General features: G+C 39.1%; 14 protein-coding genes. 2 read left to right on the top strand and 12 right to left on the bottom strand.

Annotation, left to right across the window (positions count from 1 at the left end):
* Positions 1–19: 19 nt before the first annotated feature.
* The 4 genes from mgtE to yjbM are packed head-to-tail and all read right to left on the bottom strand — an operon-like array spanning position 20 to position 3,761.
* A complete protein-coding gene (mgtE, locus tag LMU01S_RS08565; protein WP_056958141.1) occupies positions 20–1,387 on the bottom strand; it encodes a magnesium transporter in 1,368 nt (455 codons plus the stop codon).
* Positions 1,388–1,402: 15 nt separating this feature from the next.
* Positions 1,403–2,299 carry an RluA family pseudouridine synthase gene (locus LMU01S_RS08560; protein WP_056958140.1) on the bottom strand — a complete coding sequence of 299 codons (897 nt, stop codon included), beginning with the start codon at positions 2,297–2,299 and terminating at the stop codon, positions 1,403–1,405.
* Positions 2,277–3,095, bottom strand: coding sequence for an NAD kinase (locus LMU01S_RS08555; RefSeq protein ID WP_056958138.1), 819 nt, complete (start codon positions 3,093–3,095; stop codon positions 2,277–2,279). Before LMU01S_RS08555 ends, LMU01S_RS08560 begins: the two co-directional genes overlap by 23 nt.
* Positions 3,096–3,131: 36 nt before the next feature.
* Complete coding sequence (gene yjbM / locus LMU01S_RS08550) at positions 3,132–3,761, bottom strand: GTP diphosphokinase (RefSeq protein WP_004048224.1); 630 nt, start codon at positions 3,759–3,761, stop codon at positions 3,132–3,134.
* A gap of 204 nt (positions 3,762–3,965) precedes the next feature.
* On the opposite strand from yjbM, the gene LMU01S_RS08545 reads away from it, so the two are divergent.
* Positions 3,966–4,595, top strand: coding sequence for a DsbA family protein (locus LMU01S_RS08545; RefSeq protein WP_004048225.1), 630 nt, complete (start codon positions 3,966–3,968; stop codon positions 4,593–4,595).
* Positions 4,596–4,640: 45 nt separating this feature from the next.
* On the opposite strand, the gene pepF is transcribed toward LMU01S_RS08545, so the two are convergent.
* From pepF to nrdD, 6 genes are all read right to left on the bottom strand, one after another.
* Positions 4,641–6,449, bottom strand: coding sequence for an oligoendopeptidase F (gene pepF / locus LMU01S_RS08540; RefSeq protein ID WP_056958136.1), 1,809 nt, complete (start codon positions 6,447–6,449; stop codon positions 4,641–4,643).
* 38 nt (positions 6,450–6,487) lie between these two features.
* Positions 6,488–7,462: a competence protein CoiA gene (locus tag LMU01S_RS08535; RefSeq protein WP_056958133.1), complete on the bottom strand. Its 975-nt coding sequence runs from the start codon at positions 7,460–7,462 to the stop codon at positions 6,488–6,490.
* A 91-nt stretch (positions 7,463–7,553) separates the two neighbouring features.
* Complete coding sequence (locus LMU01S_RS08530) at positions 7,554–8,303, bottom strand: adaptor protein MecA (RefSeq protein WP_056958131.1); 750 nt, start codon at positions 8,301–8,303, stop codon at positions 7,554–7,556.
* A gap of 134 nt (positions 8,304–8,437) precedes the next feature.
* The gene (gene spxA / locus LMU01S_RS08525; RefSeq protein ID WP_004048229.1) at positions 8,438–8,836 is read right to left on the bottom strand and encodes a transcriptional regulator SpxA; all 399 of its coding nucleotides are present in this window, start codon (positions 8,834–8,836) and stop codon (positions 8,438–8,440) included.
* Positions 8,837–9,192: 356 nt separating this feature from the next.
* Positions 9,193–9,870: an anaerobic ribonucleoside-triphosphate reductase activating protein gene (gene nrdG, locus LMU01S_RS08520; protein WP_056958129.1), complete on the bottom strand. Its 678-nt coding sequence runs from the start codon at positions 9,868–9,870 to the stop codon at positions 9,193–9,195.
* The gene (gene nrdD / locus LMU01S_RS08515) at positions 9,860–12,025 is read right to left on the bottom strand and encodes an anaerobic ribonucleoside-triphosphate reductase (protein WP_082613034.1); all 2,166 of its coding nucleotides are present in this window, start codon (positions 12,023–12,025) and stop codon (positions 9,860–9,862) included. Before nrdD ends, nrdG begins: the two co-directional genes overlap by 11 nt.
* A gap of 335 nt (positions 12,026–12,360) precedes the next feature.
* On the opposite strand from nrdD, the gene LMU01S_RS08510 reads away from it, so the two are divergent.
* Positions 12,361–12,954, top strand: coding sequence for a TIGR01440 family protein (locus tag LMU01S_RS08510; protein WP_056958127.1), 594 nt, complete (start codon positions 12,361–12,363; stop codon positions 12,952–12,954).
* A 157-nt stretch (positions 12,955–13,111) separates the two neighbouring features.
* Here the strand turns inward: LMU01S_RS08510 and LMU01S_RS08505 are convergent, their stop codons facing one another.
* Positions 13,112–13,834, bottom strand: coding sequence for a G5 domain-containing protein (locus LMU01S_RS08505; RefSeq protein ID WP_082613033.1), 723 nt, complete (start codon positions 13,832–13,834; stop codon positions 13,112–13,114).
* Positions 13,835–13,920: 86 nt separating this feature from the next.
* Entirely contained in the window at positions 13,921–14,307 is a 387-nt protein-coding gene (locus LMU01S_RS08500; protein WP_056958122.1) for a YSIRK-type signal peptide-containing protein, read from the bottom strand.
* Positions 14,308–14,485 lie beyond the last annotated feature (178 nt).

Genomic DNA, 14,485 nt, shown 5'->3' with positions numbered 1-14,485 from the left:
CAAGACATTTAAATTACCCTTATGTCCCCATAAAAAATTTCATAAATAATTTTGCGATATTAAAGTAGATCAACACCGAAGTCAAGTCACTTAAGGTTGAAATAAATGGGCCTGAAGCCACAGCGGGATCGACGCCGATCTTATCCATCAAATTAGGAATAAAACTTCCGGCTAAGTTTGCCACCGTGATCGCACACATCATTGCCATCCCGATAACAAAGCCTAAAATAAAGTTTTGCTTCCAAAAACCAACGATCAAAAAGATCGTCAAACCTGTAACTAATCCCGTAACAAGACCCGTTAAAAGTTCGATAAAAAATTGGCGATAAACAGACGGTTGATCTTCATCACGGCTGGCTAGACGCCGAACTGCGACCGCCAAACTCTGGGTCCCCGCATTCCCAGCAGTACCTGTGATCGAAGAAACAAAGATCGCTAAAATACTAGCTTGGCTGATCATACCTTCATAATGTGAGATCAACGTCGTCGTTGACATCCCCAGCAATAACAAGACGATCAGCCAAGGCAAACGATTGCTCGCAGCCTTGATCGGATTATCTGCCACTTCTTCTGTATCAACAGCAGCCAAACCAGAGTAGTCCTCAGCAGATTCTTCATCGATAACGTCAATGATATCATCGACGTTGATGATCCCGATCAATTTATTCTCATAATCGGTCACTGGGATCGCTAAGAAGTTATAGTCCCTGATCGTCTGTGCAACTTCAGCTTGATCATCAGAAACTTTAACTGACATTACAGGTGTTGTCATGATATCCGTGATCATTTGATCATCATCATTTATCAAAAGATCACGCAACGTCAAAACACCGATCAACTTATTATCAGCGCCAACAACATAAACATAATAGATCGTTTCGGCATCGCTTGCTTCACGTTTGACAACATGCATTGCCGAGCGGACCGTCTGATTGCCAGCGATCGCCACATATTCCGTCGACATGATCGCACCCGCGGTTTTATCTTCATAGTGCAACATTTCACGGATCTCAGCGGCTTTTTCGGTCGGCAAAAGGCGCAGATATCCCGCTAGATCTTTCTTAGGCACATATGCCAAGATATCGACTGCATTATCGGTATACATCTCATCAATAACATTTGCCACATATTGTGGGGTCATTTCTTCAAAGTATTTTACGACTTCTTCGGGTTCATCTTCGATCGCATCAAACATATCCCCGACTTCTTTGGCCGTTAGATAGCGATACAGCCTCGCTCTTTGTTGTGCATTTAATTCAGTAAAGATCTGTGCTTGTTCATAAACGTGCAGATCCAAATAATTTTCTCTAAATTGCCGTGCTTTTTGGCTGTTTAGCAACTGGATGATCTTCTCGTCACTTTGAATTTTTACCAGATTTTCAGCCATATGCATCCCTCTTTTCTAATTATTTGCTAGATACTGTTGCATATCTCGTGGTAATTCACAAGTAAACTCAACGTCTTTTTCTAAAAAAGGATGATAAAAGCGCAGATAGGCACAATGCAATGCTTGCCGTTGCAAAGGCAAAACTTTGGCGCCATCATACAAGCGATCGCCTAATAACGGGTGCTTTAAATAAGCACTGTGAACGCGGATCTGATGTGTCCGTCCCGTGTGTAATTGGATCCGATACAATGTCGCTTGCCCTACACTTTTCTTATACCAATATTGAGTTTTGGCAAACTGACCGCTTGCTACTACTCGCCGCTTGATCAAACTACCCTCTTGACGCCCGATCGGCAAGTTTACTATAAAATGTGGGTTTGTCAGTTTACCCGTAAGTAAAGCCAGATATTCTTTTTTGATCGTATGCGCATGTTGTTGCTGATCGATCAAAGCATGGGCATATCGATGTTTAGCAACTAAAACTAATCCAGTCGTATCACGGTCTAGTCTGGTTGCAATATGAACAACGGTCTGCTCGTAACCCCGTAATTTGTAATAACCCACGATCCGATTGACCAATGAATCAGTTCGCTGCTCAGTCAGTGGTGATGGGATCGTAGTCAAGCGTGCTGGTTTATTGACGATCAAATAATGATCATCTTCATAGACGATATCTAACGGGACATATGATGGGATCACTGCCTCTTTGCGCGGATGTTCCGGTGGTAAAATGATCGTTATTTTATCACCTTTTTTTATTTGATCCACGATCCGACCTGAAGTGTTATTCACCAATAATTGGCCACCTTCATGTCTGATCTTAGCTGATAAACGTCGTGACACGCCCTTTTGTTTTAAAAATGTCTTTAAATGACAGTTATTTTCTTCGTTATAAATCCATTCTATTTTCATCTTCAGTTCCTATAAAGGCGTCTTGAACTCGGCGCCAAAAATGTGTGTGGCGGTATTTAGCAAAATAGATCCGCCTTTTTGAGACTTTATATTGGATCTCACAGATCTGACGATTATGATATGATTCTGAGTCAACGGTCAAAACAAAATCGCTCCCTTTCCCCGGTCTAAAGGTGATCCAATCATTAGGTGCCACGATCATTGGTGCACTCAAAGTCCGAAAAACTCGATTATTGATCGAACCGATCTCGGCTATCTGCAAGACCTCAAGATTAGGGTGAACTACTGCCCCACCAAGCGATTTATTATACGCAGTCGAACCAGTTGGAGTCGAAACACATAAACCATCACCTCTAAAGCGCTCAAAAAGTTCACCACCGATATACACATCCGTTACCATAGTGGCACTATTGCGCTTTAAGGTCGATTCATTCAATGCTAAATAACGCTCACGCCGCGGGCTATCAGCGTATTTAACGGAAACTTCCAATAACGGGTAACTGACAGATTGACGATTATCCGACTGCAGACTGATCACTAAGTCGTCGATCTCATCATCACGCCAATCCGTATAAAAACCTAAGTGTCCCGTATGAACACCCACAAAACGAACTTGTTCTAATTTATCTTCATAATGATGAAAAGCCGATAGCAAAGTGCCATCGCCCCCGATCGTCACTACAACATCGGGCTCTTTATCATCGATCACAAAATGGCGTTCCACAAATTTTTGGTATAATTTTTTCTTAACTGCTTGAGATTTAGCTCGTTTATTAGCAAAAATTGCGATTTTCATTATTCTCACTTCCATGGTCGAATGTGTCTTGATTAGTTACTCTAATCTCGTATGCTTATCTTCAAATAATCTTTGTGCCTCATTGACTTCTTCTCTAATACTAGACATTTCTTGATCAAGTGCAAAAGCGATCTCAGCACTTGTTTCTAGTCTCATCGCAACTTCAGGTGGAATACATCCTTGGTACTTGTAGTTGAGCGAATGTTCGATCGTAGCCCAAAAATTCATCGCTAACGTCCTGATCTGGATCTCAACTTTTAGTTGTTGCTCACGCTCCAGCAATTGGACTGGATACATGACCACTAAATGATAGGAACGGTAGCCACTTTCCTTAGGCGTTTTGATGTAATCACGTTCTTCGATCACCTGCATATCTTTTCTTTTCCGTAAAAGTTCAACTACACGATAGATATCTTCCACAAACTGACACATGATCCGTATCCCAGCAATATCTTCCATATCCTGTGATAAACGCTTGGGCTGGATCTTGCGCCGTTTCATCTTTTCTAAAATACTTGGTATTGGTTTGACTCTGCCGGTGACATATTCAATTGGACTGCGGTTGCCGCTTTTTTTAAATTGCCCCCGCAAAGTTCTGAGTTTGAGTTTTAACTCATTGACCGCTTGATCGTAAGGCTCTAAAAAATTGCTCCAATCGTCTTCCATTAAATAGATCACCACCTTTCCATACTTTATCAGTTTAACATAGACCAACGTTCTTTTACATTCTCAAAAAAATTAAAGCTACATTTTAACATATGAAAACGGTTTTGTGCACAAAATAAGTCAGATTTATTGCAAAAATCATTTTTTTTGCTTAAAGTATAAATATAGAAAAAAGGAATATTTGATCAAGTGGAGGAAAACACCATGTTAGAGATGTATTTGTTTATCAATCCTCTTGGCGCTAAATGCTACGAAGCAGAACAAAACATTTTAAAACTTGCGGAAGAATCGTCACAAAAGTTTCAGATTCGTTTTATCCCACTTTTGAACTTGCAATCAGTGACCAAGGTTATGTCTGTGATGAATGTTTCAGGTGATACTTTACAACTGCGCAATAAAGTATCCCAGATTTTGTATAATGCCGTTTTGGATTACAAAGCTGCCCTTTTTCAAGGGCGTAAACGCGGGCATAATTTCTTGCTCAATGTTCAGCGCCAACTCTATGTCGAACATAAAAAATACAGTGAAGAAGTCGTCATGCGTGCAGCTAAAGAGAGTAAACTAGATCTTGCTATGTTTGAACACGATCGTCGCTCGAAACTAGCAGTTGAAAGTTTTCGAGAAGATCAAAGATTAGCTGCTGAAATGAACGTTAATACGCCACCATCTATGGTGGTGTACAATTTAGACTATCTTGAATGTGCGGTCTCAGTTGAGAACTGTACTTCGTTATCAAGTTTAGAAGAATTGATTTTTGGTAATGCAGCAAAGGAGTTTATTTGTACCAAAAATGAACTTCATCCAACTTACCACCAATTATCATTAAAAAAATAAACTTGCTCGGCCCCTTGTGGTCGAACAAGTTTATTTTTTTATTGTTTATTTAGCTAATAGCTCTTTTAATTCGGCCAAACGTTCCTTAAAGATCCCAAAAGCTTTCTCTAAATATTGACTATCAGTCATATCGACACCAGCTTTTTTCATTACTTCTAATGGAGCCGCTGAACTACCTGCTTTTAAGTAGTTCAAATAAGCTTCAGTGTGCGCAGGCTCTTCATCTAAGACGCGCTCTGCTAAAGTAGAGGCCGCACCAAAACCAGTTGCATATTGATAGACATAGAAATTATAGTAGAAATGCGGGATCCGTGACCATTCATATGCGATCTCTGGGTCATTTTCAACTGCATCACCATAGTAACGTTGATTTAATTTACTATAAAAATCTGACATCAGATCTGCTGTTAATGGCACTTGTGACGCATCTTGCTCATGGATCCAAGCTTCAAATTCAGCAAATTGTGTTTGCCGATAAACGGTTCCCTTAAAGCCATCTAAATAGTGATTCAATACGTAAGCCCGTACCTTAGGATCAGTCTGGGTCTCTAACAAATACTGGGTCAACAAGTTTTCGTTTGTCGTTGATGCGATCTCAGCAACAAAGATCGAATAATCCCCATATTGATAAGGTTGATTAGTCCGTGTATAGTAGCTGTGCATCGTGTGTCCCATCTCATGGACTAATGTAAAGAGATTATCTAGCGTATCTTGCCAATTCAATAAAATATATGGTGCAGTATCATAGGCCCCACCCGAATAGGCCCCCGAACGCTTACCTGCATTAGCAACAACATCGATCCACCGTTCAGCAAAAGCCTTCTCTACATAGGTAGTATATTCTTCGCCTAAGACGCTCAAAGCTTCTAAGGTCATCTTTTTAGCCTGCTCATAAGTAAACGTCAATGTCGGTTCACCAGTCAAGGGAGTATACATATCATACATATGCAACTCATCGACACCTAAGATATCCTTACGTAAAGCTACATAATCATGCAGTAGCTCCAAATTTTCATTGACTGTTTTAACTAAAGTATCATAAACAGCTACTGGAATATTATTTTGGGCTAGTGAAGCTTCCTTGGCACTTTGATAATTACGTAATTTAGCTGAAAAATTATGCTTACGTACATGTGCAGACAGGGTAGCCGCAAACGTATGTCTGAACTGCTTATATACAGTGTATAACTGTTCGAATGCTTCACGTCTAACTGGGCGCTCGGTCGCTTCGAGCAATTTACCGTAGACTCCATTTGAAAGCTCGACTTTTGAACCTGATCCATCAGTTACTACGGGGAATTTTAGATCAGCATTGTTTAAAACTTCAAAAACATTAGCCGAAGCGCCTAAGATGTCGCTTGCACCTGCTAATAGCGCTTCTTCTTTTTCACTCAATACATGGGCACGAAGTCGAGTCCAATCATTGACTAATGTTTTATAGGCATTCAATCTAGGCTCAGCTTGATAATAGCTTGCTAATTTTTCTGGTGCTAAAGCTAATAATTCAGGCTGAAACCAAGCTAATTTAGCTGAAACATCAGCCAATAACTTTTGGACCCGTGCCATCAAAGCTTGGTACTTAGCATTAGCAGTATCCTCATCATTTTTCATGCTTGCATAGACATAGACTACTTCAAGTTGACGATCCAACTTAAGCATTGCCGTTAGAGCAGCTAAAAAGGCTTGGGCCCCATTTTCTAATGTTCCTTTGTATTGTTCAAAATCTTCAGCTGCTTTAACAACTTGCCCAAATGCTTCTTCAAATTCTGCATCAGTCGCAAAGATCTTAGTCAGATCCCAAGTAAGCTCGAGTGGCACCTCTGATCTTTTTGGTAGACGTGTTACTTCACTCATCACAAAATCCCCCTTTAATTATAGGTAGTGCCTTAATTTTAGAAATTTTTTTTAAGAAAAGCAAGTCCTTTACAAAAATTATCAATGTCCTGCTCAACAAATGGCTTCAAATCAACAAAAACTAGCTCGTAAGCCGGTATTTTAGGTCTTGGAAAATGAGCACAGTATATCTCTGTCCGCCACCATAAAGTTGCCGTCCGATACAATGGATAACCATAACTCAACGCCAAACAATCGTCTATCACCTCCGTCAGCTTTAGACGCTTTTGATATGTTAATTGTTGCAATTTACGCATGGCCCCAGTCGAATAATATATCTGTTTAGCCAAAGCCTGCTTTTGTCTGTTTCTTTCACTTGTCGATAAATGTTTTAATTGTATCTTTTGTGGATCAGCAAAAAAAGCTTTTAATTTTTTGACATCATTTGTCCGCCAACATTGATATTTAAGTGGCAAAAAATCAGCTTTTTGGATCCCATAAATAACTTCAAAATACGCCTTGCTGGGATCGAGATAGATCAAATAAAAGCCACAATTTTTTGACCACCGCATAAATTGTGCGACTTGTTGTGGCAAACTGTGCTTAAGTCTATACTTATTCCCTAAGATCCATAATTCAGCCAGACCAGCATTTTGATAGCCACGTGAGCGTTTTTGCAATTTACGTAAACTAAGCGGTGCACATTGATATTCTAAAGCTAAAAGTTTGTGATCAGGTAACTGGATCAAAAGATCTGGACGTTGCTTTAGCCCCGATAGATAAGCTTCAAGTTTAACTTGCGCTCCAAATGCCCTAAAAAAAGTAGCTAATAGCTGTTTCCCACGTAAATGTTCACTGGTCTCACCTTCACTAAAAGCCCCACAAGCCTGCTTTAAATGCGCGAAATGTGCCATATAATAATGTCCTTGACGCAAAATGACCGGTTCATGGCAACTAGGGCAGTAATATTTTTGCTCTTTTGTTGCTACTTGAGCTGTGATCATTTTTGAATCTTTCGTTAGCGCATATAACATTTAAAAGCCCCCTTTACTACTAAAATACGCAAAGACAACTAAATTTAATGCAAAAAAATAGAACAGATAGCCTGTTCTATTTGATCAGTAATTATTTAAAATGATACCGCGCTAATTCAAGTGCCGCATGTTCCATCAAACACTTGCCACGTTCTTTGATCACTGCAGATTCAAACTGCTCTTTTTGCCCATATTCATAAACTAAAGCCATCGCATCTTTGACATCAGCCACTTCCATCTGATCAGCAAAAAAGATCAATTCAAGATAGTATTTGCCACCTAAATGGTAGAGATTCGAAACTGTACTGTCATAATTAAAAGCCTTAGCTAATTGGATAAAATCTTCAAAGTCAGCAAAGCTTACCACATAGCGATACTGTGCTTCTGGGTCTTCTTTTAAGTAGCCTGATACTCCGTCACCGTCATCGGCTAAAGCAGGCTTTTGGCGTCTAATTTTTTCATTTTCACCGGTGATCTGTTTTCTGATATAGTCGGCTAGATCATTCCCGATCCCGGCATTAGCGATATTTAACGGCGAGGCGTTTGCATCACTTTCTTTTGAATCATCGCGTTCTAAATTCATCGAAGCTTCTGCTTTTTTAGGATCCACCTTGGTAATAAATAGCTCTAATCCATTTTGATTAGGGATCAGTTGGAAAGTTACCGCATCATTATCGCGAAATTCGTGGTCCTTATCGACCTCTTCTAAAATGCTAAAAAAGAAATTTTCGATCTCTTTTTGATTGCCAAGTAGATCAAGGACGGTGATACCACGATCAGTCAGATCTTCGGTTCCGAGCAATACCCTAATTGTATTCTCATTGACTTTTTCCATTTCCATCTGTGATCCTCCCTTTCCTACTTAAATGCTTGCAAAACACTTAATTTGCAACCTTTATCATACCAAAAATTATCAAAAAAGACCACCCAAAAAACTTGGAATGGTCTAATCTATAATGTATCTTATTACAAACTTTAGAAACCTGCAAGTTCACGGGCACGGCGCAATTCGAGCGCACGTACTTCCCGTGGTAGGAAACGACGAATCTCATCTTCATTGTATCCCACTTGAAGTCGCTTTTCGTCCATAATAATTGGTCGTCTTAACAGGCCGGGATGTTTTTGGACTAGATCAAGTAATTCTTGCAATGGCATTTCCTCGATGTTGATATCAAGTTCTTGATATGCCTTCGAACGTTTGGAGATGATCTCCTCTGTTCCATCTTCAGTCATTTTCAAGATCTGCTTGATCTCATCAATACTCAATGGTTCCGAAAAAATATTTCTCTCACTATAAGAAATGTTGTGATTTTTAAGCCATGCACGCGCCTTACGGCAAGATGTGCAACTTGGTGATGTGTATAAGGTAACCATATAAATCGCCCCTTCTTAATAAAACCTGGTGCAACCATACAATATATATCCTCATCCATCATTATACACCTATTTTAAAAAATTGATACCTTTTTTATAAAAAATGATCACTAGAATTTCTCCAAATTTCTAGAATCATTCTAAACACAAAGGACTCACCTTGACGCTAAAAGAAAACGCATTCACAAACTCTAAAGTTAATTTTATAATAAGATATAATCCAAAAACTATTTTTAATTAACTAAATAATTATCTAACAACTTTAACATTACCAAAGAACTCGAACTTTTACATATGCGATCTATAATAAACTATATAACTAGATAGTATTTTTTAGATTTAAATATATGAATCTATCAACGCTCTAATTTATCCCAAATAACGACTTCCCCAGCTGCCAAAGATCTTTGAACATCAATGATCCGTTGGTTAGAACTCCCTCTAAATTGCAAAGTTAAGTCCTTTAGCTCTTCTTGAAAACGGCCGTCAACTAAAATATCGATTTTAGACAATAACTCCAATTTATCTTTTGAGTCAAGCAATAACTCCTCAAAAGTATAACCACTCCACGACCAAATATCTTTAGATGTACCGTACTCTTTTCTTATCCGCTCAACTAAGGGCAAACATACCTGGGTATTTAAAAAAGGTTCGCCTCCCAACAACGTCAAGCCTTGGACATAGTCATGAGAAAGATCGCTAATGATCTGGTCTTCTAATTCTTTAGTATAATCAAAGCCATAATTAAAATTTTGAGCTACCTTGTTATAACATCCTGGACAAGCAAATTTACACCCACTAACATATAAACTGCACCTGACACCTTCACCATCAACAAAATTAAATGGTTTATAATCAGCGATCTTTTGTTTACTCAACTCACTAGCTAACCACTCTTTTGGCTTGGGGTCTTTCGGGCGCCGTAGTTTATTGGTGGCGCGCGATCTGTGTTTTGATTTTGGAGATACAGTTTCAGTTGCTACAAAAGCTGTATCTCCCCCGACTGTAATACGGATCAGTCCGTTATTTTCCATCTACTATCATCCCCGGAGCAATATTTTTAGCACGAGCAGCTATCTCCTCATGGCGTCCATGTACCATCGGGCGTTGCAATGGATTTCCTAAATAACCACAAGTTCGCTTGACACAATCACAGCTCTTAGGGTCATGATTACCACAATCAGGACATTCAAAGCCACGAGCAGTAGCTTTGAATTCCCCCTCAAAACCGCACTTATAGCAATGATCGATCGGCGTATTAGTTCCTAGATAACCGATCTTATCATATGCAAAATCCCAAACCGCTTCTAAGGCTTTTGGGTTTTGGCGTAAATTAGGATATTCACAATAATGGATAAAACCACCGGCAGCATACTTGGGATAATCCATTTCAAATTCGAGTTTTTCAAATGGTGTCGGATGCTTTCTGACATCATAATGAAAACTATTGGTGTAATATTCCTTATCAGTGATATCTTTGACACTGCCAAATAATTCTGTATCTAACCGACAAAAGCGATCAGTCAATGATTCACTTGGCGTCGAATATACACTGAAATGATAGCCACTTTCTTTTGACCAACGTTTGCAAGCTTCAGATAAACGTTTGACGATCGTAAGTGTAAAATCATGCGCCTTTTTATCATGCTCCCAATTTGGTCCATAAAAAGCCGTGCCGACTTCATAAAGTCCGATATATCCGATCGAAACTGTGGCTCTTTCATCCTTAAACAAACGACTAACATCTTCCCCTGGGCGTAAACGTTGCCCAAAAGCACCATATTGATAAAGGATCGGTGCATTTTCTGGAAGGGCATCTAAAACACGTGCGACTTTGAAATCAAGCGCTGTTTTGCACAATCTCACTTTATCATTAAATATCTGCCAAAAAAGCTCTTTGTCGCCTTTAGCTTCTAAAGCGATCCGAGGTAAATTGAGCGTCACGACCCCAAGATTCATTCTACCAGAATTGACCTCTTTACCCTGGTCATCTTTCCAGCCCTGTAAAAATGACCGACATCCCATCGGAGCTTTAAAACTTCCAGTCAATTCCTTGATCTTGTCATACATCAAAACGTCAGGGTACATTCGTTTAGTAGCACACTCAACAGCTAACTGTTTGATATCATAATTAGGATCACCTGGTTTTAGATTTAGATCTTTTTTGAGCGTAAAGACCAATTTAGGGAAGATCGCGGTGCGCTTTTCTTTTCCTAGCCCGCCGATCCTGATCTTTAAGATCGATTTTTGGATCTCACGTGCGATCCATGATGTCCCTAAACCAAACCCTAATGTAGTAAAAGGTGTTTGCCCTTGTGAAGAAAACAGTGTGTTGATCTCATATTCAAGTGCTTGCATCGCATCATAAATATCTTTTTTGGTCCGTTTCTTAGCAAATTCAGCCTGTTTATCAGTATCTGTGATATACTCCTTTGCTTCAGCCAAATGTTTATCATAATTTTTTAACGCAAACGGTTCTAAAACTTCATCGATCCGATCAGCTGAGCAACCGCCATACTGGCTCGAAGCTACATTAGCGATGATCTGTGACATTTGTGCCGTAGCGGTTTGGATCGAATGAGGACTTTCTACCTCAGCATTTCCGATCTTAAACCCATTCGTCAACATTTCTTTAAAATCGATCAAACAGCAATTTGTCATCGGGCTCCAAGGAGTATAGTCCAGATCATGATAATGGATATCTCCTCTTAAATGTGCCTTGGCAACATGCTTTGGCATCATCTTTAAGCCTAAAGTCTTCCCTACTGTTCCCGCAGTAAGATCACGTTGCGTATTAAAAACATTACTGTCCTTATTAGCATTTTCATGAACTAAACTTGGATCTTTTGACTGTAACCTTCCTAAACGAAGTGTTGGGTCAGTCTGTTTTTGCCATTCGATTTCCTCTTCTTTATGAGCTGTGATATAAGCGTCAGCTGCTTTTTCATAGCCCAGCTCGCTCAATGTTTCACACAATTTCGTATAGATCTCAGTACTAGTAACTGTTTGGCTATTGTCCAACTTAGTAAGTAAAGCGAGCAAGATCGCATCACTTTTTGTAGCTAGATCTAACTTAGCCAAAAGATCTTCTAATTTATAAAGTGCAAACGGCACTTCATATCCATCTGTTTTGATGACTACCTTGGGTAATTCATATTTTGTCTGTTCTTTAAATTCCATCATCGTCATCAGGTCCCTTCTATATCAGTTAAAAGCAAAGAACCACGACATTTAACTATCATGGTCCCTTGGCAACGTACTAACTGATAAAATCATCTATCTTCAAAATCATTGTAATTTCCCTTTGGTACTTTATATGATATAACCATCCACGACAAAACACAATATATTGTATTTGGTTTCACAAAAGGCACACTATATATTGAAAACAACATAAAACCTTTTGAGCGCGTTCTTATCCTATTCATGTATTGCCTAGTAGTTGTGAAACTTTTTTTTGAGAGAGTCAGCTAGAAAGTATTATACTTAAAGAGTAAGAAATTTTAGAAAGTAGGGACTTTTATATGCAAGAAGAATTTCTAGCCCAGATCAAAACACAGCTTAAAACTGGAATGACCGAATTTTTAGCTCAAACTGATCTTAAAGAGCACGACCTTTTCGTTTTAGGTTGCAGTACCAGTGAGATCCAAGGGAAAACTATCGGAAAATATTCAAACTTGGATATCGGAAGAACGATCGTCCAAACTTTAACTGAGATCTTACCCCAAGGAGTAGATCTAGCAGTCCAAGGTTGTGAGCATTTAAATCGGGCTTTAGCAATGGAGCGACAAGTAGCTCTCGACCATGGTCTAGAGATCGTCTCTGTTTGTCCAAGTCTTCATGCTGGTGGAGCAGCTCAAGTGGCTGCTTTTGAGACCTTCTCTGATCCTGTTGAAGTCGAGCATGTAACTGCTAAAGCTGGGATCGATATCGGCGATACTGCGATCGGAATGCACATCAAATTTGTCCAGATCCCCGTAAGGACTTCGATCAAAGAGATCGGTTCTGCTCATGTAACTTACCTAAGTTCTCGTCCAAAGCTTATCGGTGGAGAACGTGCTGTATATAAATTCGAAAATTTAAATCAGCAACTCGATCCTTTAGATCCACTTGCTTGATCAAATAGTTCGATTTCAAACAAGATACTACTATTTTTGTGATATCTTGTTTGAATTTAGAACACTAAAAAAGTTCCATGCGATCCAACTATCGACATGGAACTTTTTTAGTTCTTACATATTACTTGAAAGGTCAGTTATTTTCCTTCCGTTTTTTTCAAAAAGCTACTAGGCCAAGCGCACTTAAGATACCTAAACTACCTAATAGTGCTGCTGTGACATCTTGACTATCACCTAATTGTGGTAATTCAGGTGCTTTAGTCACAACTTGTTCTTTTTGTGGCATAGCTTCTTTTGGTTGCACTGCAACTGGTTCTGCTTGAACGACTTTTTCTTCGACCTTTGTTCCTTTAGCGATCACTTCAGCCACTGGTTCAACTATCTCTTCTGTCGTCGTTTCGATCAGTTCACCAGTCAACTCGTCAACTTCATAAGTCGTCACTAGTCGTTTGAGCCCTTCTTTACCAGATGTGATAACACAAAATGTCCCTGCTGGCATGGTTGGATCATCTTGGTAGATCGTTTCAAAACTCAATGGTTCTTCTACTACTGTTGGCATTGTACTAACGGCGATCAATTCCGTGACTGGTTCTTTAGTTACAGTTCCATTAGGATGACGTATCCCCATTTGTCCCGCTACTTTTATCAGTTTGACGCCTTTTTCAAGGGTCTCATCAGCAACATAGCGCGTTTCATATGGGATCTCTTCTTCTTGCCCTACACCAACTTTGATTTGTTGATCAACAGCAGGGATCAATTCTTTATCAACATTAGCCACTGAGACAAGGCCTGTCTTTTCGTCTAAAACATAATTTGTCGTTGTGATCGCGCGTTCATCCTTACCCACTACAAGAACTTCCATTGGGTCAGTCTTTAGCATCTTCAACTGTGACTACATGATATGGGACTGCTACTTCAACAATATTTGGTTTGATACCAACAAGAACGACTTCATCGACTGCAGCTTTAGTTACTGTTCCATTTGGATGTAAGATCCCAGTTTGTCCTTTGATACTGATCTACTTCATTTGTTTGTGATACTTCACTATTTATAACTGACGTATTAGCTTCATTTGTATTTAAGGGCGAAACTTCCTCAGTATTAGAATTCGTCGAAGTTGGTGCATTTAATACAACCTCATTTTGAGTCAAACTACTATCTTGTTCAACAGTTTCGCCTTCTTTAGTCGTTTCATTTACATCTGCTTTAGCCGTTGAATCACCACCTTGTACCATAAATAAGGTGCTAACTAAAACTGAAGCCACTCCTACAGTCAAGCGTTTAATCGTAAACCGTTGCTTTCTTGGTTCCATTTTTTGACTCAAAAGGTCACGGTTATTTTTAGAAAGCATCTTGATCCCTCCATTTATATAAATAAATTTTTCTTAAAAAATTTAACACTTTACACATATATAGCAATTCCAAATTAATAAAAAATAATATATTTTTCACCTTTTTAAATTTTTCTTTCTAAAAAAACGTTTTCATTCAACAAGTATATTATTTTAAAATTATATATCACGCGGTTTG

The organism is Ligilactobacillus murinus DSM 20452 = NBRC 14221 (assembly GCF_001591685.1).
GTDB lineage: Bacteria > Bacillota > Bacilli > Lactobacillales > Lactobacillaceae > Ligilactobacillus > Ligilactobacillus murinus.
Note: the sequence above shows the minus strand (reverse complement) of the source record. Positions and strands in the feature narration are given on the sequence as shown.

Excerpts from the sequence above, each read along its gene's own strand:
- nrdD (WP_082613034.1), bottom strand. The coding sequence starts at position 12,025 with ATGACGATGATGGAATTTAAAGAACAGACAAAATATGAATTACCCAAG.
- LMU01S_RS08500 (WP_056958122.1), bottom strand. The coding sequence starts at position 14,307 with ATGCTTTCTAAAAATAACCGTGACCTTTTGAGTCAAAAAATGGAACCA.
- LMU01S_RS08545 (WP_004048225.1), top strand. The coding sequence starts at position 3,966 with ATGTTAGAGATGTATTTGTTTATCAATCCTCTTGGCGCTAAATGCTAC.
- nrdG (WP_056958129.1), bottom strand. The coding sequence starts at position 9,870 with ATGGAAAATAACGGACTGATCCGTATTACAGTCGGGGGAGATACAGCT.
- LMU01S_RS08530 (WP_056958131.1), bottom strand. The coding sequence starts at position 8,303 with ATGGAAATGGAAAAAGTCAATGAGAATACAATTAGGGTATTGCTCGGA.
- spxA (WP_004048229.1), bottom strand. The coding sequence starts at position 8,836 with ATGGTTACCTTATACACATCACCAAGTTGCACATCTTGCCGTAAGGCG.
- LMU01S_RS08505 (WP_082613033.1), bottom strand. The coding sequence starts at position 13,834 with ATGCTAAAGACTGACCCAATGGAAGTTCTTGTAGTGGGTAAGGATGAA.
- LMU01S_RS08555 (WP_056958138.1), bottom strand. The coding sequence starts at position 3,095 with ATGAAAATCGCAATTTTTGCTAATAAACGAGCTAAATCTCAAGCAGTT.
- LMU01S_RS08535 (WP_056958133.1), bottom strand. The coding sequence starts at position 7,462 with ATGTTATATGCGCTAACGAAAGATTCAAAAATGATCACAGCTCAAGTA.
- mgtE (WP_056958141.1), bottom strand. The coding sequence starts at position 1,387 with ATGGCTGAAAATCTGGTAAAAATTCAAAGTGACGAGAAGATCATCCAG.
- LMU01S_RS08560 (WP_056958140.1), bottom strand. The coding sequence starts at position 2,299 with ATGAAAATAGAATGGATTTATAACGAAGAAAATAACTGTCATTTAAAG.
- yjbM (WP_004048224.1), bottom strand. The coding sequence starts at position 3,761 with ATGGAAGACGATTGGAGCAATTTTTTAGAGCCTTACGATCAAGCGGTC.
- pepF (WP_056958136.1), bottom strand. The coding sequence starts at position 6,449 with ATGAGTGAAGTAACACGTCTACCAAAAAGATCAGAGGTGCCACTCGAG.
- LMU01S_RS08510 (WP_056958127.1), top strand. The coding sequence starts at position 12,361 with ATGCAAGAAGAATTTCTAGCCCAGATCAAAACACAGCTTAAAACTGGA.